Origin of the sequence: Pseudoalteromonas sp. MTN2-4, assembly GCF_042848605.1 — a bacterium.
Taxonomy (GTDB): Bacteria; Pseudomonadota; Gammaproteobacteria; order Enterobacterales; family Alteromonadaceae; genus Pseudoalteromonas.
In genome coordinates, this window is the sequence record NZ_BTGK01000011.1 from 20,039 (window position 1) to 40,849 (window position 20,811).

At 39.9% G+C, this 20,811-nt stretch carries 19 protein-coding genes; 14 read left to right on the top strand and 5 right to left on the bottom strand.

Annotation, left to right across the window (positions count from 1 at the left end):
- Window positions 1-2: 2 nt before the first annotated feature.
- From ACGHEH_RS19135 to ACGHEH_RS19195, 13 genes are read left to right on the top strand one after another with little or no spacing between them, the layout of a single operon-like run.
- Complete coding sequence (locus ACGHEH_RS19135; protein WP_390448648.1) at window positions 3-2,729, top strand: aminotransferase class III-fold pyridoxal phosphate-dependent enzyme; 2,727 nt, start codon at window positions 3-5, stop codon at window positions 2,727-2,729.
- Between the two features lie 10 nt (window positions 2,730-2,739).
- A complete protein-coding gene (locus ACGHEH_RS19140; RefSeq protein WP_390448650.1) occupies window positions 2,740-3,516 on the top strand; it encodes a sterol desaturase family protein in 777 nt (258 codons plus the stop codon).
- 11 nt (window positions 3,517-3,527) lie between these two features.
- A complete protein-coding gene (locus ACGHEH_RS19145; protein WP_390448652.1) occupies window positions 3,528-3,896 on the top strand; it encodes a hypothetical protein in 369 nt (122 codons plus the stop codon).
- A gap of 1 nt (window position 3,897) precedes the next feature.
- Complete coding sequence (locus tag ACGHEH_RS19150; RefSeq protein WP_390448654.1) at window positions 3,898-5,250, top strand: APC family permease; 1,353 nt, start codon at window positions 3,898-3,900, stop codon at window positions 5,248-5,250.
- 26 nt (window positions 5,251-5,276) lie between these two features.
- The gene (locus ACGHEH_RS19155; protein ID WP_336567750.1) at window positions 5,277-6,194 is read left to right on the top strand and encodes a ferritin-like domain-containing protein; all 918 of its coding nucleotides are present in this window, start codon (window positions 5,277-5,279) and stop codon (window positions 6,192-6,194) included.
- Between the two features lie 9 nt (window positions 6,195-6,203).
- Window positions 6,204-7,211: a 2Fe-2S iron-sulfur cluster-binding protein gene (locus ACGHEH_RS19160; RefSeq protein ID WP_390448657.1), complete on the top strand. Its 1,008-nt coding sequence runs from the start codon at window positions 6,204-6,206 to the stop codon at window positions 7,209-7,211.
- Complete coding sequence (locus tag ACGHEH_RS19165; RefSeq protein WP_390448660.1) at window positions 7,195-8,241, top strand: alpha/beta hydrolase; 1,047 nt, start codon at window positions 7,195-7,197, stop codon at window positions 8,239-8,241. Before ACGHEH_RS19160 ends, ACGHEH_RS19165 begins: the two co-directional genes overlap by 17 nt.
- A complete protein-coding gene (locus tag ACGHEH_RS19170) occupies window positions 8,241-9,410 on the top strand; it encodes a fatty acid desaturase (RefSeq protein ID WP_390448663.1) in 1,170 nt (389 codons plus the stop codon). The genes ACGHEH_RS19165 and ACGHEH_RS19170 overlap by 1 nt, the downstream gene beginning before the upstream one ends.
- Window positions 9,411-9,463: 53 nt before the next feature.
- Window positions 9,464-11,800 (top strand): RND family transporter, encoded by a 2,337-nt coding sequence (locus ACGHEH_RS19175; protein ID WP_390448665.1) that lies wholly within the window; start codon window positions 9,464-9,466, stop codon window positions 11,798-11,800.
- 18 nt (window positions 11,801-11,818) lie between these two features.
- The gene (locus tag ACGHEH_RS19180) at window positions 11,819-13,006 is read left to right on the top strand and encodes an alkane 1-monooxygenase (RefSeq protein WP_390448667.1); all 1,188 of its coding nucleotides are present in this window, start codon (window positions 11,819-11,821) and stop codon (window positions 13,004-13,006) included.
- On the top strand, window positions 12,996-13,865 hold the full coding sequence (locus ACGHEH_RS19185) for a metal-dependent hydrolase (protein WP_390448669.1): 870 nt from the start codon (window positions 12,996-12,998) through the stop codon (window positions 13,863-13,865). The genes ACGHEH_RS19180 and ACGHEH_RS19185 overlap by 11 nt, the downstream gene beginning before the upstream one ends.
- A gap of 1 nt (window position 13,866) precedes the next feature.
- Window positions 13,867-14,661: an outer membrane lipoprotein-sorting protein gene (locus ACGHEH_RS19190; RefSeq protein ID WP_390448672.1), complete on the top strand. Its 795-nt coding sequence runs from the start codon at window positions 13,867-13,869 to the stop codon at window positions 14,659-14,661.
- Between the two features lie 45 nt (window positions 14,662-14,706).
- Complete coding sequence (locus tag ACGHEH_RS19195) at window positions 14,707-15,927, top strand: hypothetical protein (protein ID WP_390448674.1); 1,221 nt, start codon at window positions 14,707-14,709, stop codon at window positions 15,925-15,927.
- 85 nt (window positions 15,928-16,012) lie between these two features.
- Here ACGHEH_RS19195 and ACGHEH_RS19200 read toward each other — a convergent pair whose 3' ends face one another.
- The 5 genes from ACGHEH_RS19200 to ACGHEH_RS19220 all read right to left on the bottom strand — a co-directional run bounded on the left by ACGHEH_RS19200 (window position 16,013) and on the right by ACGHEH_RS19220 (window position 20,052).
- Window positions 16,013-16,372 (bottom strand): hypothetical protein, encoded by a 360-nt coding sequence (locus ACGHEH_RS19200; RefSeq protein WP_390448677.1) that lies wholly within the window; start codon window positions 16,370-16,372, stop codon window positions 16,013-16,015.
- A 31-nt stretch (window positions 16,373-16,403) separates the two neighbouring features.
- Entirely contained in the window at window positions 16,404-16,805 is a 402-nt protein-coding gene (locus ACGHEH_RS19205) for a hypothetical protein (RefSeq protein WP_390448678.1), read from the bottom strand.
- Complete coding sequence (locus ACGHEH_RS19210) at window positions 16,805-18,496, bottom strand: S41 family peptidase (RefSeq protein ID WP_390448680.1); 1,692 nt, start codon at window positions 18,494-18,496, stop codon at window positions 16,805-16,807. Before ACGHEH_RS19210 ends, ACGHEH_RS19205 begins: the two co-directional genes overlap by 1 nt.
- Window positions 18,497-18,583: 87 nt before the next feature.
- On the bottom strand, window positions 18,584-19,216 hold the full coding sequence (locus tag ACGHEH_RS19215; RefSeq protein WP_390448683.1) for an endonuclease: 633 nt from the start codon (window positions 19,214-19,216) through the stop codon (window positions 18,584-18,586).
- 128 nt (window positions 19,217-19,344) lie between these two features.
- The gene (locus tag ACGHEH_RS19220) at window positions 19,345-20,052 is read right to left on the bottom strand and encodes a hypothetical protein (protein ID WP_390448685.1); all 708 of its coding nucleotides are present in this window, start codon (window positions 20,050-20,052) and stop codon (window positions 19,345-19,347) included.
- A 242-nt stretch (window positions 20,053-20,294) separates the two neighbouring features.
- On the opposite strand from ACGHEH_RS19220, the gene ACGHEH_RS19225 reads away from it, so the two are divergent.
- Window positions 20,295-20,675: a hypothetical protein gene (locus ACGHEH_RS19225; protein ID WP_390448687.1), complete on the top strand. Its 381-nt coding sequence runs from the start codon at window positions 20,295-20,297 to the stop codon at window positions 20,673-20,675.
- The last annotated feature ends 136 nt before the right edge of the window (window positions 20,676-20,811 follow it).

Consider the following 20,811-nt stretch of genomic DNA (forward strand, 5'->3'; position numbering starts at 1 on the left):
CCATGTTAATTGATTTGATAAAAGCTGACACACAAAAGGTGTCGAAATCTGTTACACCTACTATTTCTGAATTAAGCCAAGTTGATTCTAGAATTAATCCAACTCGTCAATTTATGCTTCGTCATATTGGCTTTGACAAAGCGATTACGCATGCTCAAGGCTCTGAGTTGTTTGATGAAAATGAGAATGTTTATTGCGACTTTATTTCTCAATATGGTGCATTACCTTTTGGTCACAATGCACCCAATATCAAAAGTAAAATCGTTACGTTTTTAGCGAACAACGAAGCAAGTTTTGTACAGCCTTTACGTGCACAACATGCAGAGTTACTCGCTCAGCGTTTGATAGAGTTATCACCATTTCAACAGGGCTACTGCACTTTTTGTAATAGCGGGGCTGAGTCAGTTGAGATAGCAATTAAGCTTGCCCGTTCTTATACCGGTCGCCAGGTAATCATATCAAGTAAAACCGGTTTTCACGGGAAGACACTAGGTGCGGGATCTGCAACGGGTAATCAACAATATAGCGCGCCATTTTTAGCTGATACGCAATTCTTTGAGCATATGAATCTAAATGAGCTTAAAGAGCTAGAAGCAAGACTTGCTAAGAAAGATGTGGCGGCATTAATTATTGAGCTGGTTCAAGGTGAAGGTGGTATGCGTCTTCTAGAGCCATCTCTAGTCGAGCAGCTGTCCAAGCTTAGCAAGAAATATGGCACTTTGTTGGTGGTTGATGAAGTTCAAACAGGTATTGGGCGCTTGGGCTATACATTTGGTCTTGAAAAATACCCTGATGTTGAAGCAGATATTATTTGCCTTGCTAAAGCCTTAGGTGGTGGAATCGTGCCGCTAGGAGCAATGATTTGTCGGGACAAACTGTGGACTGAAGAGCTTGGTTTATTTCATAGCTCAACTTTTGCGAATAATAACTTTACCTGTGTTGTGGGAAATGCAGTTTTAGATGAGTTAACTGCAAATGATGGAGAGATTTTACAGCATGTTCGTGACGTTGCTAAATATTTAAAAGTAAGTTTAGAGAAGGTTGTTTCTGACTTCCCCTTTGCCTTTAAGTCGCTCCAGGGTGATGGACTTATGCTGGGGGTTGAATTAATGCCTTGGCCGCAAAGCCACAGTTATTTTCTAGCTCATGCAAGCTTTCATGGTTTAGCTGCGCCATTAGTGTGTGGTTATCTGTTAAATTGCCATCAAATTCTTACTGCACCAGTATTCAATCATAACAGTGTGGTTCGTATAGAACCAAACCTCATTGTTACTAAGCCTCAAATAGATCGCTTAATCGATGCGCTTAATGATGTGGGCGAATTGATAACTAAAAGAAAATTTAGTTCTTTATTTGCCTACATGATAGGGAAGCCTTCGCGTGAGGTTGAGTATACAGAACAAGATTTAGCACTTGATCCAGTGATGCCGCTTCCAAAGCCTTCAGGCAAGAAATTGGGCAGCTTTGCCTTTTTGATTCATCCGACAATGGATGAAGATTTAATGCGAATTATGCCTGAAGCGATTAATAACCTTCATCCAGAACATAAAGATCTTTGGTACAGCTGGATGGACTCATGGTTCTCAAAACGATATGAGCCAGCTCCTGTGCTTTATGCGCCAGCAGTGACAAATAGCGATGGTGACTATGTTGAAGGATGGTTAATTTCTTGCCCACTAACACCTGAAAAAATGATGCGTTTAAAAAAGGAAAAGCGTGAGTTTTTGATGCAGCAGTATTTTGATATTGCACATGCTTTAAATGTTGATCGTGTAGGTCTAGGCGCTTTTACATCAATTGTAACGCGAGGTGGAACTAGGTTGCCAGAGCGAACAGTCGCAGTAACAAGTGGCAATAGCTTTACTGGAATGATGAGTGCAAGGGGCGTTATTGAGGCTGTGAACGCTCGTTTCTCGACATGCAATGGTATAAGGCTTGCCGTGATTGGTGCTGCCGGTGCGGTCGGTCGTATTGCTGCGATTGAAGCGTCAAGAGAGTTTAGAGAAATAACATTATTTGGAAATCCAAGCAATCCGCATGCAATTCAAGGCTTAGATGAAATACGGGCCGAAATAGTATGGCGTGCATTTGAAGATGAAGCTGAATTTAAACCAAATGCGATTGCCAGAGAGTTAATGTCTAAAGCCGAGAAAGTAATTAATTTTAGGTCTCCTTTATTTAGAGAGTTACTTAATAGCACTGGGGTAGAGGCTTTTAGAGCCATGACTTTATTTATAGAGCAACGAGCTCCAGGTCTCATTGAATCCTGCATTCGTATTTCAGTGTCAATTGAAGAGGAACTGCCTAACTGTAACGCAATTATTTCAGCAACTTCGAATGGTAAGGGATTTATACCTAGCAATTTATTAGCTCAAGAAAGTGTTGTTTGTGATGCTGCGCGTCCACCTGACTTTTCAGGTTATATATCTCAAGAGCGCCCAGATATCGTCGCTTTTGAAGGGGGGGTAGTGAAGCTTCCTGAACCAATCGCCTTTGGCAAATCAAATATTTTAGGCTTCGAGCCTGATGTTAATTTAGCTTGTCTTTCAGAAACAATAATTCTTGCTATGGCTGGTTTAGAAGGAGATTACAGCTTAGGTAAAGAGCTGGATATTACTCAAGCTCGGGAAATATACGAATTTGGTTTGTCTTTTGGTTTTAAGTTGCCCACAACGATAGTTGAGTCAATTGAACCTGCCGCGCAACCACACACTCAGTTTGCAGTTTGAGGAAGACAGAATGGCAAATGAAGAGTTTATTAAACAGCAAAGCTTGAGTTGGGTGTTTAAAAGGTTTATTGCAGAGCGCTCAATCCAACTTTATTTTGCACTGGCTATTGCCTGCAGCATTTTATTATTTAGCAATTTCCATGCATCAGGATTTAATTTAGATGTGATGTTAGGGGAGCTGGGCATCTGGAAGTTATTAGGCGCAATGGTTTTTGGTTGGGGTTTGTATCTGATCCAAGAATATATTGCCCACGTTTGGGTTTTTCACATGCCGGCACCAGCAAACCCTAAATTGTACAGGTACTTATATCGTTTGCACATGGGGCATCATGATATGCCAAAGAGGCTAGATATTTTGATAACGCCATTTTGGTTCACTTTGCCTGTGTTGATGCTAAATATGTTTGGTTTTTACGCAGTGACGTCGAGTATCGATATGACGCTTGCAGCTACATTAGGTCTAGTACTGGGGTATATAGAATTTGAGTGGTTTCACTTATTGGTACATTCCCCGTACTCATGCAAAACCAAATGGCTTAAGTTTATTCAAAAGCGCCACATGGCTCATCACTACATTACGGAAAAGCGTTGGTTTACCGTTACTCCACTTGGTTCTTTATTAGATGATTTGTTTTTAACGGGCGGCCGAGTTGAAACAGCAACACCATCCAATAATCCCAAGAATGGCGAGTTATCCAAAGACGACCCTCGTTTAATCTATGCCAGAAAATATTACAACTTATCCGGTTCTACGCCCGATTCGGACGCAAATTTAACAGTGAAATGATGGAGTCAAATATGGAAATGGGTTTAAAGGCAACACTTAATAACTTTGCAAGTAATGTTAACCAAAATGCACAGGTTCAGAGGTTAACTAAGAATTGGACAGTTGATATTAACTTGCAATGCACTGATCAAGATGAGCAGTTTTTGATAGTAGTTAACCAGGGGCAGGTCGTTGAAATTAAAGAGCTAAACGATTGCACTGAGCAAGAAAGAAAAGAGACGATTTTATTGCGCACCCATACGGATTGCTTCATGGATATATTTGAAGGCCGTTGTAATCCTGCAATAGCAAGCCTTGAAGGCGACTTGCAAGTGTTTGGTAATGAGCAACACAGCATAAAGCTAGACGCAATAGCACTTATATTATGGGGTTTTCATTAATATGAAACTCACGGTTGATTTTGCGTCTGTATCACGAGGATTTGGCTATATTTCAACGGCGAGTGGGATCGCCATTGCAATAAGTTGTAATTACGTACTACTTATTATTCTTGGTATGGATACGCAAAACTCTCTACGCCTAGAAGGTCAATTTATAGCTATTTTTGAAATTGCGCTAGCTGCCATTCTTATGCTCACTATTATGGGTCCTATCCTTGAGCTGGCTTCTCTTTATCCTGGTTCTCCAAGTTTAAGAACCTATACAAAAAAACACTTAGGTTCACAACTATCTCTGCTCTTAACGGTAGGTTACTTAGTTGTGCTTATCACAATTGCTGGGATAGAGAGCTTTTTGCTGTATGCAATTTTAACGAGTTTTTTTAGTGAAGCGCTGTCATGGGGAGTTGTTTTCAGCGTACTTGGGTTTGTCATTTTAATTAATTACCGAGGTTTGAGGGTTTCCGAAAACCTTCAACGTATTTCAACTACTCTGCTTTGGTTTGGTAGTTTGCTTTTATGTTGGTTTGCATATAACCAATCAGAGGTTGAGCCTTTCGTTCATAGCATTAACACTTTTAATGAGATTAAAAATATCGTACCCAGTGCGATCGTTTTCGGTGTTTTTCTTTTTATTGGTGTTGAGCTAGCTGCAAGTTCAGTTCGAAAGCCTGAAGATTTTTTTAGTCTCTTGCCAAAAAGTATGTATATCGCAATCCTTTCAATCGCATTGCTTTATATGAGTATGGCCTTTGTGTTTTTAGAGTTGAAGCCTCACTCAGTGCCTGCTGAAAACCCTTTACTGTATTTTGCTGAGTTGCTTTTCTCTCATGAAGGTCGATTGGTTGCTCTTTTCTTAACTATTCAAGCACTCGTTACCTCTTTTAATAGTGGTTTGTCTGGAGCTTCTCGAATGATTTACATGTTAGCGAGAGAAGGAGTATTAACAAATAGGCTCCTAAAACTTGGCCGAGATGGCATCACCCCTGTAAATGCAGTTTTGTTGATGAGTTTGTTGTCTGTTCTGCTTAGTTTCGTGACGATTGGATTTGGCTTAAGCACTGAGTTTTCTCAATTGTCTGCTTCGCTCATTTGCTTAATTTATTCAGGTTTGTTGATTGCTTCATGTTTGACCGCTTCACGCCAACAACAGGTTGGGCATTTTTATAAGAGTCAGGTGCCGAGAGGGATGCGCTTGGGTCTGGCTATCTTATTTGCAATTTTGAGTTGTATTAATCTAAGTGAGCTACTTTCAAGCCTAGGCGGCGCTGTAATTTGCTTAATTGTTTGTGTAACTCTTTTCTTAATTTGGTTTCAAAGCAAGCCAAATACACATGTTATTAAACAAGCTCGGTAGAGTGAAATTTGTTATTAGGAACAAAAATGGATGTAAAAAATAAACTCTTCGACAGGGATAGCAAGAAGTTTACTGATGTCGGTTGGGATACTGACAAATTTGATGTGCAATCTTGGTTAGAGCGCGCGCCCTGGCACATTTTGCAGGATACAGAATATGGTGTGAAATTTGATGCGCCAGATCCTCACCCTGCATTATGGTCGGATAAGTTATTGTCAGAAATTTATAAGATTGACTTGGCTACATTTTTGACCGCAGAAAAAATCTCTATGACTGGTATTTCGAAGTTAGTGTCGTGTGCACCAGATGAGGCAAGCTCAGTTTTTATGGCAACGCAAGCTGCTGATGAAGCTCGGCACTTTGAAATTTTTAGTCGCAGGCTAGCAGATTTTGGTGTTTCCCCTGAAGAACGAAATAGCATGATGGACAGAGTTACCACACCGGAAATGCGTAAATTTTACGATTTAATCGCGGAGCAGGTGGATCGAGGTGATTTTTCAGCAGCCATGCTTTCGCACAACATTATTTTGGAAGGGATGGCCTACCCTGTTTATAGGTACGAAGCTGCTTACTGGTCTGTTTTTGACCCACAACTTTCAGCCATGATCCGAGGCGCTTTCGCGGACGAGGTTCACCATGTCGCTTATGGAGAAGCGATTATGCGTAATTACACTGCTAAAGGCGATAAAACACGGAATAAAATGGCTCGTTTAGCCAAAGAGTTCCGCATGTTAATGACGGAAGTTTTTGAATCTACAATCAATCACTATATTGGCTTGTACCAAATGGCTGCAGATAACTACATGGATGAAATTGGTGATATTCATATCTTTCCAACAAGGAAAATGCGTGACGTGACTGAAAAAGAGCAAGTAGAAATGCTTATGCATGATGTCAACAATGAGTGTGATAAACGCTTAGCGAGAATTGGGCTCTCACTTTAAGGGAATACTATGTTCTGGAAACTCTTCAAGAAGAAAACAGTTAGTGAGCATCAAGTTAGTTTCTTTAATTCTGATCAAGAGTATTTATTCACTGTTCGAGAGGATCAGACTATTCTCGATGCCGCGTTAATGCAGGATGTGCCTATACCTTATAGTTGCCAGGTTGGTTCATGTGGAGAATGTCGTTGTACGATTCAAAAGGGTGAGGCTTCTTTCATTAAAGATCTAGCATATATGTTTGATGAGGAAGAACTTGAAAAGGGTTATACACTTGCTTGTCAAACTTACCCAAGAGAAGATTTAGCGCTAAGTTCTGTATTCGAAGAGCCAAGATGTAGTGCTTTTGTCACCACAATAACATCAATAGCTCCACACATTCTTGATGTTCGGATACTGGTACCAAATGACTTTGATTTACGAATTGGTCAGTACCTTGGGGTCACCAATCCAAACGGAATATCAAGATATTACTCTATTGTATCTAAGGTAGTTACCGGCACTGAAATGGAGTTAGAAATTCATGTTGCGCTTAAGGAAGGCGGGGTGATGTCTTCATGGTGGGCAAGTGTGATGACAGAAGAGAAGCCTCTGCCAATTAAGGTCGGTGAAGCGAAAGGGAACTTTTCAGTACGTAGTAATGGCGACATTATTGCAATTGCTGGAGGATCTGGTTTAGGTGTCACAGCTGCACTTATTTCTCAACACCTTAGCAATTTTCCATCAGCTAGAGGCCACTTGGTTGGAGTTGTTAAGAGTTATGACCAAGCCTACTTTGAGAGTGTCATAGCAAAGCTAAACAACAGCTTTGGTGAACGAGTCACGCTGAAGTCAATGAACCACAAGGAGTTTCTGTCATCTCAAACACTGACAGAATTAGAAATAAAAGAATCCGCAGGCAACTCAGAAAAGCTTAGCGGCTTAATTTGTGGCTCAAAAGCTCTAGTGTCACATTGCAAAGCACTTTATGAACAAATAGGTATTGCGAAAGAAAAGGTGAGCTATGACGAATTCATCTAGCACAAATTTTCCGCCTGTTTCAAAACGGTTAGAAAGCTTCCCCAGTGAATTGGATTTAGCGCTTGAACCAAAAATGCGGATACCAACAACCTTAAAGTATGTTCGTTTATTATTGAAAGTGAGCCAATTATTACCCGGATTAACTCATCGTTTGTGCTACAAGTTATTCTTTAGAATTAATAGTAAAGCGAGGGCTGATAAACCTTCAGGGCTAGCAAGCCTATTCCCTGATGAGTATTGGATTACTTTAATTACCCACGATGGCTCGGCAAACAAACAGATTTGTTGTTATGAGATAGGCGATCCAAGCGCACCGACAGTGGTGTTAATTCATGGCTGGGAATCTAGAGTAGATCAAATGTTTAGCATCGCAGAGGCTCTGTTAGAAAAGGGGTTTCGAGTTTTATGCTTTGACTTACCAGCTCATGGTCGTTCTCAAGGTAAGCACACTGATTTATTAGAGATAAATGCGATCGTGTGTGCGATGTTGCAAGGAGCGTCTTCTGCCAATGCAAATAACAATGTACAGGCAAAGACAGTTAAATGTGAGGCTGTTGTTGCACACTCTTTTGGTGGGGTGTGTGCTGCTAAATTATTGTCCAGTGGACTTAGTTGTCGGAGCCTCGTCTTAATAAGTACACCTTCTTCCTTCGTGGGAGTTTTTAATAAGTTTTCATATTTACTGGGGCTCAATTCAAACACTCAAAGTAAACTTAAGAAACGCATTTCAGATCGTTTCAAAATGATTACTTCTAATGTTTGGGACAATTTCAGTACAAACGATAACCTTGCTTCACTTAATCAAAATGTACTTATAACGCACGATATCAAAGACAAGGTAGTACCTATCCAAGAGGGTAAGCTGTTATTTGATACATCGCAAAGAAGAGAATCACATTCAAAGCAGCAAGTCCTTGTTACAAATGGGCTTGGGCACAACCGAATTTTGGCTGATGAAACGGTTGCTGCTGAGGTCGCTTCATTTATAAATGAGCAATTCAGCTCTGCTCAGTCAGTTTGGGAGTCATAATGTCTTACTTGCTCTATGGCTTATTTAGTCTGTTATTCTTTCCTCTTCTTTACTTGGCTTTACTATTTGGAGGCATGTGGGGATGGGCTTATGTTTTAGGCTTCATTGTCATTTACCTGGTTGGTGATAATGTACTTCCAAAATCAGATGGTAAAGTGTCAGGGCGTATCGGCAGCATTTTTGATACGCTTTTAGTCGCACATATCCCACTTTCTTTTATCGCATTATTGCTGCTGTTTTGGCAAATAGAACCGAGAAATGAAATGCTATTGGTATGTGTGCAATTCTTTTCAGATAGCTTTAATCTATCGTTACAGACTAGCCCACAAAACAGCTTATTTGAGCTGATAGGATTGGTCATGGCTTGTGGTTTCATGTTTGGTCACAACACCGCAGTCGCACATGAGATCATGCACCGCCAGACGCGAGGGTTGTTTGAAGCGTCACGATTACTCTTTTCCATGTGTGGAGACGCACAGGTTGTGATCTCCCATATTCATAGTCATCATGCAAATGTAGCAACAGAGCTCGATCCTACCTCTGCACGTCGTGGAGACTCAATCTATAAGCATTTCATAAGAGCATTATTTGGCCAGTACCGCGACTCTTGGAAGTTCGAAGTTGCGCGACTAAAGCGCCATTCAATATTTGGTAAATTAATTAAGAATCAAGTCATTAACGGCTTGTTGATGACCATATTTTGGTTGGTTCTTACAGCGTTATTTGTCAGCCCTCTGGCGATGTTAGCTTGGCTCGTGATTATGTTTATAGCGAAATGGTTATTAGAGTCGATTAATTATGTACAGCATTATGGCTTGATCCGCATACCAGGCTCAAAAATTGAACCTCGACATAGCTGGGAAACTCGTTCTCTGGGCTCAAGAATTGGTCTATACAATGCAACTTGCCATGGTGGACATCATGTAAATGGTACGATCCCATTTTGGCAGTTATACAACGATAACAAGACACTTTGTCTAAAACACGGCTATATGTTCGCTATTGCCTTGTCTCTCTTTCCTCCTCTTTGGTTCCGTTATATAGCACCAATGCTCAAGCAATGGGATCAAAGTTTAGCAAGCAAAGAAGAGTTGAATGCATTATGTATTCAGGGTCATTTGAAGAAAACGCCTGTTGAGAATGAGCAGAACTTAAATTTTGGAAATTAGGATATTACCAAGGCAGTCAATCTGCTAATTGGATATTTAGAGGATAGAAATAAATGATAAGTACTAATTCAATGGCTGAATTTGTCATCAAGCGTGCTTGGTGGATTCTGCTTTTTTCATTAATGCTGTTTCTAGGCTTAGCAAAAGGTCTCAACCAGCTCACATTTAGTAATGACTACAGAGACTACTTTAGTGCTGAAAACCCTCAGTTATTAGAGTGGGAAAGGTTACAGCAAGTATTTACTAAAACAGATAATGTATTAATTTCAGTGAGTACTAAAAGCGGTGACTTATTTTCAAATGAGCATCTAGCGGTTGTTAAAGCCATTACAGAAGAAGGTTGGCAAATTCCATACGCAACACGCGTTGATAGTATCACCAATTATCAGTACGTAAGGCCTCAGGGTATCGATGATATTTTAGTGTCTGATTTGGTTGAGGAGCCTTCGATTCTCAATCGTGCTGAGTTAGATAAAGTTAAGGATATCGCCACTTCAGATCCTTTATTAGTAAATCGTCTGATTAATCAAAGTGGCACTACAACAGCAATTAATATTGAAGTGAGACTTTCAGAAAAGCCAAGAGAAGAAATCACAGAGATCTCAGATGCCGCATACCAATTAAAACAGGCATATGGTGAAAAGTATCCTGAATTACTATTTCATATCACCGGAAGTGTGCCATATAACTTCGCAATGACGAATGCGACTAAAAAAGACATGGCTTCTTTGATGCCTGCAATGTATCTATTAATTCTGGTGCTATTTGTAATTTTTACTCGTAGTATTTTAGCGGCCATTGCTGTTTTCATACTTATGGTTTTTTCGATGATTTCAACAATGGGAGCTTCGGCTTGGATGGGGATTGTGTTAATGGCCCCTTCAATGAGCGCTCCAACCATAGTAATGACGATGGCAGTTGCGAATGCTGTACATATGGTAATTACATTTTACAGCTACTATCGAGGAGATACGCTTAGGTCTGATGCTATTCGACAGACATTGAAAGCTAACTTTTCACCTGTCTTAATTACAAACCTAACCACAGCAATTGGCTTTTTAACAATGAACATGAGTGATGTCCCCCCTTACCGCGATTTAGGTAATATGGTCGCTGGTGGTTTAATATTGGTGGTATTTTTCTCTCTTTTCTTATTTCCTGCATTACTGAAAATTCTTCCACTCAAGGCTAAGAAGGTGAAATTAAGTTCAGGTGGGGTGTATACAAAATTAGCATCATTTGTAATATCAAATAATAAACTTATTTGCACATTATTCATTTCAGTAGCAATCCTGAGCAGCTTTGGCATTACCAAACTACAGTTAAATGACCGTTTTATTGAATGGATGGATGATCGTTACGAATTCAGGAACGACAGTGATTTTGTAAATGAACACCTTACAGGCTTATACCGATTAGATTGGGGGTTAGATGCGCAGCAGCAAGGAGCAGTAGCATCGCCAGAGTATTTATCTCAACTAGATGCATTAACTACTTGGGCGAGAAGTCAACCTGGTGTAGTACACGTTCATAGTATGTCTGACATTTTCAAAGAGCTGAATCAGAAATTCCATGCGGGAGATCCCAATTACTATAAAGTTCCTGAAAGCCAAGAGCTAGCAGCACAACTATTGCTTATTTATGAACTCTCATTACCGATGGGGCTAGACCTCAACAATATGGTCAACGTATCAAAATCATCGACACACTTTGTTATTCGAACAGCAAACTTATCTACAATTGAGCTTTTAAATTTAGAAAAAGCAACGAATGAATGGATTGCATCTAGTCAGGGGCCCATTAAACCTTCAGAAGCAGCAAGTACTACAATTCTTTTCGCAAATATTTCAGAGAGAAACATTCGTTCGTTACTTACCGGAACAGTTTTTGCGCTTATTTTAATTTCACTGCTATTAATTGTACCCATGCGTAGCTTGAAATTTGGTTTATTAAGTTTAGTGCCTAACTTGTTGCCTGCAGCTATTGGATTTGGTGTTTGGGGGCTGTTGGTTGGTCATGTAGGGTTGGCGATTTCTGTCGTAGTAGGAATGACAATGGGGGTCGTCGTAGATGATACGGTTCATTTTATGACTAAGTATTTGCGAAATCGTAGAAATGAAAAGATGTCTCCAAATCAAGCGCTTGTAGCAACGTTTGAGCAAGTTGGCCCCGCTTTATTCGGGACTACCTTAATGCTATCAGCTGGGTTCGTGTTACTGGCACAGTCAGGCTTTGAGGTTAACCAACAGATGGGTGCGCTTACCAGTATCGTGATTGTGGTCGCTTTCATTGCGGACTTTTTGCTGCTACCTAGCTTGATTTTACTTTTGGATAGAAATAAAGCATTGGCAAGCCGTGAAGAACAAGCTGCAGCAGATATGCCTGCATAATTTTACAAGGAATAGAAGATGATTAAATATATAAGATTCATGGCCATGGCATTTGTATTTAGTCCAGCTATGATTCTGCTGTTGATACATGGCTCTAGTCTCGCAATTTTTTTGCCGATGAGTGTGATCGTATTACAAGTCGTACTGGATAACCTTTTACCCAAATATACGGCTAAACCAGCTTATCAACACAAGTGGTTCTTAGATTTTTTATTGTTCGTGCAAGTACCTCTGACTATGGTTGGTTTATTTGTACTCATGTGGCAAATAGCACCTGGCGATTTGTTTGGCTTTGGCGCTTGGATAGAGAAGAATACTAGTTTAGTAGTCCTTGAGTCACATGAAGCATTTACTTTTAAAGATGGTCTTTTGTCTGCGATGGCATGTGGCTTTTATTTCAGCGTTAATACTTTAATTGGTCATGAATTAACTCACAGACTAGAAAAACCAATCTCAATGTTTTTTGGGAAGTTAGCACTTGCCTTAGTGGGTGATAGCCAATTCGCAATTTCTCATGTCTATGCTCATCATAAAAATGTGGCAACACCTTTAGATGCCGCAACCGCTCGTAGAGGGGAAAACCTCTACGCATTCTTTATTCGATCATCGTTAGGTCAATATAAAGAGTCATGGGAGTTTGAGACAAATCGTTTACGTAGATTGAAGAAGAATCCATATGGATTGAGTAATCAAGTTATTTCTGGACTATTACTTACTTCAATATTTGCACTATGTTGCTATTTGTTGAGCGGCTTTGATGGTCTGATTTGTTATTTAATCTTTATTTTTGTTGCTAAGTTCCTGTTTGAGTCCGTTAATTATATTGAGCATTATGGGTTGGTTAGGGTACCAGGAGAAAAAGTTGAACCGAGGCATAGCTGGGATTGCAGAAATGTTATGTCCACCTTCAACTACCTAAATTTAACACGCCACTCCGACCACCATGCGAATGCAAGGAAACCATACTGGGATTTGGAAATTCAGCCTACAGCAGCTGATCTTCCACTCGGTTATATGGCCTCAATATTGTTATCAACTATCCCTCCTATTTGGCACCGAGTATCAGTACCTATGTTATTAGACTGGGATCAGCGCTTTGCGACCAAAGCTGAGAAAAAGTTGGCACTAGAAGCGAATACTAAAAGTGGTTTGCCTGAATTAATTAATTCACATTCTTTATATTTGGAGCAAGGTAATGAGTCATAGTTCTACTCCAAAGGGGGTTGACTTTAGCCCTGTAAAAATCAATTTCACTTACAAAGGTGAAGACTTATCGACATGGAATGATAATAATGAGGGTAAAAGTCACTTTTGGAATGTTATATCCTGTGTTCTACCGCCTCTAGAAACTTATGTTATCAAGGCTGTGAGTGACGTTTTACATACTATTGAGGATGAAAAGCTACTTTATGAAGCACGTATGTTTTGTCGCCAAGAAAGTGCACATGCTCATACTCATGATGAACTGAATCGCATGCTACTTGCCAAATATCCCAGCTTAGAAAAGTTTGAGAAAGTAGATTATTTTTTGCTTAAGTTCCTCAGTAAGTGCCTCAGTAAAAAAGTTTTTATTGGCGTTTTTGTTTTTGTAGAGCATTTAACAGCAGTCCTCGGTCATCGTGGTCTTGAGCGCCCTGAGCGGTGGTTTGATAAAGCAGATCCAGCTTTATTTGATATGTGGCAATGGCATGCCCTTGAAGAAGTTGCACATAAATCGGTGTGTTACGATGTGCATAAGGCATTAAATGGAGGTTATTTTTCTCGTTTTATAGGGTTCGTAATTGGCTTCTTCTTACTCTTGTTACCTGGTATTTTTGCAAGGTGTATTTATTTGGGGTTTCGCTCACCAAATAAGCTGCGTTTCTTTGGTCAGCTATTAAGTCATTTAGTTGGAAAAGACGGCGTATTTCGTGTGATTTTAAAAGATTTCTTCGAATATTTTAAATTCACTTACCAGCCTTGGGATTTAGATAGTAGAAAATTATTAAATGACTACCATGCTGAATCTCAAGATGATGGTCAAGAAGGTTTGCAGACACAATTTATAATTAAAGGAATTAAATAGAATGAAAATAAAAAAAATATTTTACGCTGTTGTGGTTTCATCCCAGCTTCTTAGTTTCTCAGTTTTGGCTAATGATATAGATGGATTATCAGGTTTAGATATCGCCAAAGAGCGTAAGTTGCGTGATACGGGGTGGGGGGATTATAGCGCTAAGAGCACAATGATATTACGAAATGCGCATGGTGAAGAAAGTATACGAAAGTTATCTGCTAAAGTACTTGAAGTGCATGGAGATGGAGATAAGTCTATTAATGTTTTTTCATTCCCTAAGGATATTAAAGGGACCGCATTATTGAGCATTAGCCACATTGCAACTGATGATGATCAATGGTTATATCTTCCAGCATTAAAGCGAACTAAAAGAATTTCGTCGTCCAATAAGTCAGGTCCATTTATGGGGAGTGAGTTTTCCTATGAAGACCTTAGTTCATTTGAGGTTGAAAAAAGTGACTATAAACTACTTCGCCAAGAAGCATGCGGAGAGTTAACTTGTTATGTTGTTGAGTCTTATCCAAAAGACAAATACTCAGGGTACCAAAAACGCATTAGTTGGATTGATTCAAAGCATTACAGAGTACATAAGACAAATTTCTTCGATAAGCGAGGTTCATTGTTAAAAACTTTGGAATTAACTGATTATAAAAACTATTTAGAAGCTTATTGGCGCCCTCATACTATGAAGATGGTGAATCATCAAACTGGAAAAAGCACAGACCTTTTACTTGAAAAAGTGACTTACCGAAATGGTTTTAGTGATAGTAATTTTAGCCAAGCGCAATTAAAGCGTGTTTTCTAAATAGCTGTTTGACTATTCCTTTTAATATGAGCAGCAGGGAGCCACTTGCTGTTCATTGTTTACAACAAGGAGTTTATGTTGTTGAGATTTGTTTTAATACCCATAATTATTTCAACTTTTTCTTTTTTTGTAGCTGCTGAAAGTACAGTTAGCGCTCAACTGGCATTTGAACAGCGTATGTTCTGGCAGTCTCCAGCCCAAGCGAAACAATCTTCATCTTCTAGTGTTATAAAATTTGAAACTGAATATACATTGACTTGGGATGATGGATTGCAAAGTGTCGTATTTAAACCTTTTTTTCAATTAGATAATCATGAAACTAGAAATACCGCTGATATTAGGGAGCTTTTGTGGGTTTATAATCAAGATACGTGGGCAATGCGAGCGGGAATCGGCAAAGTATTTTGGGGTCAAACGGAGTCTTTTCATTTAGTTGACACTATTAATCAGACAGATATGTTGGGAGGGGTCGACGGGGAAGATAAGTTAGGGCAGCCGATGCTTAATCTTGAAATCTCGGAAGATTGGGGGAGTGCTTCATTTTTCGTTTTGCCTTACTTCCGTGCAAGAGAATACCCTGATGAGGCAGGGCGTCTTCGTTTTACTTTACCTGTTCATGATGAAGGTAACTTATATGAATCAGGCCAAAAAGAGCAGCACATAGATATAGCTACAAGATGGGTTTATTTTGGAGATAGCTGGGAGGGCGCAATTTCTTATTTTGACGGTACCGCTAGAGAGCCTAGCTTTATCGTTAGTAAAGAATTGGGGAAGTCGAATTTGACAGCTTACTACCCCCAAATGCAACAAGTTGGTCTAGAGGCTTTGTACACTTCTGGAAGTTGGTTATTAAAGTTAGAGGCAGTCCAGCGGAAAATGACTATAGGTACTTATAATGCATTTGTCTCCGGCTTTGAATATACAGAATATGGTGTTTTCAACACCGCTTACGATGTCGGGTGGATAGTTGAGTACCAATACGACGATCGTGATAGCCAAGCTTTGTCTATCGCGCAGAATGATTTTATGGTGGGGGCAAGAGTGGCCTTAAATGACATCGCGTCGTCTGAATTTTTGGTTGGATATGTTCAAGATCTGGATGCATCTTCGAGTAATTATAGCTTTATTGAAGCATCAAGCCGTTTATCTGACACATGGAAACTAACAGCTGAGGCAAGAGTTTTTAACGCCAAAGGTCAAGTTGACGTGTTGCATTATTTTAAGCAAGACGATTTCGTAGAAGTTTCATTACAGTATTATTTTTGAAATCTATTTCAAGTTAGTTAGCACAAACAAGCTTAGTTTTAAGTGTGAAGTAATAAACTAAGCTTGTTTAGAGCAGATACTGTATTTATTGACTTACACACTTAACCTCAACCTGTAAATCAGGTTGATAAGCGCGAGGGTAAGTCGGTAATCTTTCAAAGTCTTGCACGCCTTTTTGTAAAGTCAGTTGTGCATTCATGCCTTGGCAGAGTTTTTCTGAGTGCCTTAATAGAAATACGCTTTGTCGTGTGAAATGCGCATAATCATCTGAACGTACACTTAAAAAATAGTGGTTATCATTAAACTTGGTTTGTTCATAATGCACTTTGTGATCGAAGTCATATAACTTTTCAGGCTTCCCCATTGGTGTCGGAGTATGGTGGCAAGCGGTGAACAGCCCGATTACCGCCCCCAAAGCCAATAATTTAATCCATTGTATTTTCATAACAGCCCCAAACTAGATAAGTTGGTGAGGTTCATACGCCTCTAAAAGCGGATTTTTCTATCATGGGTTGGCAATAAACGCTTTTTAGTAATACAAACTGCGTAGTCTTAGGGTAGAAAAGCACACATCCAACTTCTCTTAGTTGTAGCACAAATCGCTGAACAGTAAGTGAATGTTGATCAAGGATGGGGTTCCCTGAATGTTCGGTTGGGCGGTCGTATTCTAGAAATAATTCATTATTGTTCATGAAAACGGTATCAGACAACATTGGTGCGATTCCGCCTTTTAGTGAAACGATGGCTTGCTGTAATTCCGCTTTCATGGTTGGGGTTGTGTGTTCTACAACCGCTGGAATAGGTTTTATTGGTCGGGTGTGTGTACACCCAACCAATAATGTTATGCCCAAAAGTAAGGTAATGAGCCTGCAGTGCATTACTGCTCTTTCACCTTAATATCAACCATGCTATTGCGCATAGGGTGGAATGGCTGGGTAATATTAAGACTGTCATCTAACACTGTTTTCTGCACGCTTGGCGCACGGTTAGCGGTTTCTTTTGCCACGACAGGGCAAGCGCCAGTTTCAATATGTGTTAGGGCCGCAGCGAGCATACCCTCTTGCTTATCACCAAGATGTTTAGAGAAGTCATCCGCGACATTACAGCCAGGTACTCTCGCAGATAGACCTGCTTCAGAGTTTTCGTTTTCAACTGGGATAAATCCGTCCGCGTAATCACCGAACTCTTTGGCGTTTGCGCCTTTAAATTGAACTGTATAGTAAACTTCGCCACAGTTTGGCGTTGGGGTAAAGCCGTATGGTTTACCACAGGTTTGTCCACCAATCAGTACCACATTCACATCGATACCGCGCAAGCCATTGATCAAAGATTCACTGGCAGAACAAGTGCCTGCACTTGAAAGTATATACACAGTATCTAGGCTAACACTTGGTAATATTTGGTTGGTATAAACTCTATTGTTCCAATCAATTTTGCGATTCTCAAACGTATAATAATCTTCTTCAGTGCTAGCTGCTTCAAGCTTGTCATTGCGCAGTGAACGACTGAACACCTTGGCATTATTTTGTGCGCTCTTAGCAGCCCCATTGTTTTCACTTGCTCTTGTTTGCTCTTCACCGGCAACCATATAACCAAGTTGTGCTGACATGATAACGAGACCACCACCGTTATAGCGCATGTCGAGTACGAGCTCATTAATGTTCTCATTTGAAAATTGCTGGAATGCTGCAACGAGTGGATCTTGACCGACAGAGATAAATTGGTTGAATTGTACATAACCTACTTTTTTGTCAGCGTGTTGTATCACTTGAGCATTTTGAACAGGAGTTGATTGTACATCACCAGCCGTCATTACGATCTCGATAGGGTTTTCTTCACCTTCACGCTTAACAGTAAAGGTGTGTTCTTCACCTGCTTGAGGCTGCAAACCTGCATTGAGTTTATCTATACCAGCCGAATCAGAGGTATTTATATCTGTACCATTGATAGCTATAACTGTGTCGCCACGTCGAAGCCCTGCATTAGCTGCTGGAGAACCATCTTGTGTGAAAGCCACGCGAAGTACACGAGGTGGAGAATTACTAATGAATACCCACCTTACACCGTAACCTGATACAACGCCTGATTGCGCTTCTTTTTTATATTCTTCATAGCTTTCTGAATAATGATATTGATCTTTATCTTTACCAGAGTCGGTTATTGCATCAGTTTTAAGGTGTCTGAAGTATTTTGCAACCGTATCTAAGTTATCATCAGAATCGAAGTCTGTATGGTTTGGGTCTTTATCTTCGACTTCGTCGTACCAAAGGTAAGTTTCGTTAGTGTATGAACGTAAGAACATCTTTTCATGCATGGCGGTCCCTGCTTTATCAGGGTAAGGCGCATTCTCGTATGGGTCTGTACCAGTACGCGGCGTTTCACATTGATTAACAAAACTGCTCGAAGGATCGAACTGATTTAGCGTCCAGGTTGGCTCTGTGACCGTTCCGCCTGTACCTGTGGAAGGAGTAGTCGTTTGGTTATTATTACTTGAACTACCACCACAGCCAACTAGTGCTGTTGCTGATAAAGCGAGTACTATACTTAGGCTTAATGTATTCAGTTTCATAATTTATTCCTATACATCTTGTGTGAACAAAATACCAACAAGTGTTTGTAAACACAATTGGTACAGCTCGATAAAGCGAAATTAATGCTAATTGTACCCGTGCTTTTTTTGCCAAGTTGTAAATAATTGTTGCTGTTTTTTAGATAACTTCAAGCCATAAGTGCTCTGCATATAAAAGTAAGCATCCGCAATACGCTTTTTAGCAAAATCAGGCGGCTCTACTGTCCGCACTTTAAAATTAACTTTAACAGGGCAAGCGCCATGCTTTAGTTCTGTACTTGGTAACATACCAAAACGATAATTACTTCTGTCACCGTTTATTTCACCAATAGCGGGCGCTAAATTGTTAATATCAGCTTCCATTTTGCGAAACTTAGCACTGACTTTTCTACAGTTTTTCCTACCACCATCTTGCCAACATTGTAGCTGGTGGCCAAACTCCCAAGCTGAAACAATGTGCTCCCATTCAATACGCGTGGCGCGACTATTTGGTTTTCCTGCATGGGTATAGGGTTTTCTCGGCTCATAACCACAACTATTAGCATCAGGAATAAGTTTTTTGCCTTGGCGTTTGATCTTACAGCCGCAATAAAGCGTGGTGGCATCTTGAGGTAAGGTTTTATTGAGATATTTTTTTGCTTGTGAAAAGCTTGAAAACTCTTTGCCAAAAGTTGGCGGGCTCAGCAACAGCAAAGCCATTAACGCGAATAGCGGGCGCATTTCTCTCACCTAAGTGGACTACAGAAAAATGCACTATATCACCGCAATAAAGGCTTTGAAATTATCTTGTTGATCGCAATGGTTTTTACAAAAGTTCATGCCCTAGAAAATATAGTGCGCATGTTCCGTTAAGCAGGTTTTTGTCTGCGCTTGCGCCAAGGTGGTGCTTGAAATAATAAGAACATGCCAGAGAGACAAAACAACACACTGACGACAGAAAAGCTAATGAGCAACGGGTTATTAAAGTCTTCTCGCTCGTCATAGTCCATAATGTGTAGCATCCAGAAAAAATCGAAAATACGCCAAATGGTACTTCTTACTGTAATAATTTGCCCGCTTTGCGCCTCTAAATAAAGTGTCGTACTACACCAGTCGTTGTAAGTGACTGCCCAGACGTTTTCTATATAGCCAATTTCTCTTGGGCCTTTAGCTAACAATTGAACAGCATTGATTTTGCCATTGCCTAAATAATGAGCATTGGCTTGCTTTCTAATTAAAGTTTCATTTGGAGCTGCAAGCGCTTCACCTGTTCTGCCGTTAAACCAAGCCGCGTTATCACCTTGCACTTTAATGATGGGGATATCTAACATGTGTTTGAACGCAATGCTTGAAAGTGTACCTTGGCTTTTTGTAATGAGATTCAAATCTGCAGAGTAATCGGCTCGCTTAAATGGATTATCGAGCTGACGGTGAGCTAAGTGTTTGCCATGCACTTTTTCGAGTGGGATAGCACTCATGACAAACCCGCCTAATAACCAAGCGAATATTTGAATAGCGAGAAGGTAGCCAAGCCATTTATGTATTTTTCGAATGGGTTTAAATGCTGTTTTTGTCATTATTTTTATCCAAGCAAATGAGAAAAGTGCTCAGTGTACCTAAAAAGGTTTTTCTGTCACTGCGACAAATTGTCTCAGCCTAAAAGTAGTATTAAATCTGTTTTTACGATATTGAACAAGATTTGTTCAATATTAAAATGCGTTAGCGGTAGCAACCATTCGGTGAGTTAGTTACACTTGTCTATATTCAGTATCGCTTTGTTACACCTTAAAAAATATAGCTTAAAATGAGAACAGTCATAATGTCAGAAATCCAATTCTTAAATGTAGACCTAGAGCTTGAATCAAAACAGGATATTAGTGCCTTGGTAGACGATTTAAAGAAGAACGCTATGGTGCTGCACTATGATAAAGACGACTATCGTCATTTAGCGCGTATTGAAGCCGACGCTGATGTGGTAAGTCCTGATAAAGCGATTAATCATTTATGCGAGTTAATAGAGTCTTGTTCTAAAAGCGCGCTTAAGCAATGGTTATCTTGCTCTAAGCGTACCTTTGATATTGGATTTAACTCAGGTACTGAACCTAAGTGTTTCTCTCAGCCAATTAGTGCAGATACATTACTGAGAATTTCGGCGATTGGCGCGGGGATTGAAATCACTATTTACCCGGTTGAAAGTTAAGCTAGCATTGATTTAACAAAAAACGCGATCTTGGGTTTCCAAGATCGCGTTTTTTTGTTTTTGAGCAAAATTTTCTTAAAACTGTTTTTAATGGTGTTTTTGCTCTTTGATAACCAAATGGAATAACAAAGCAGAT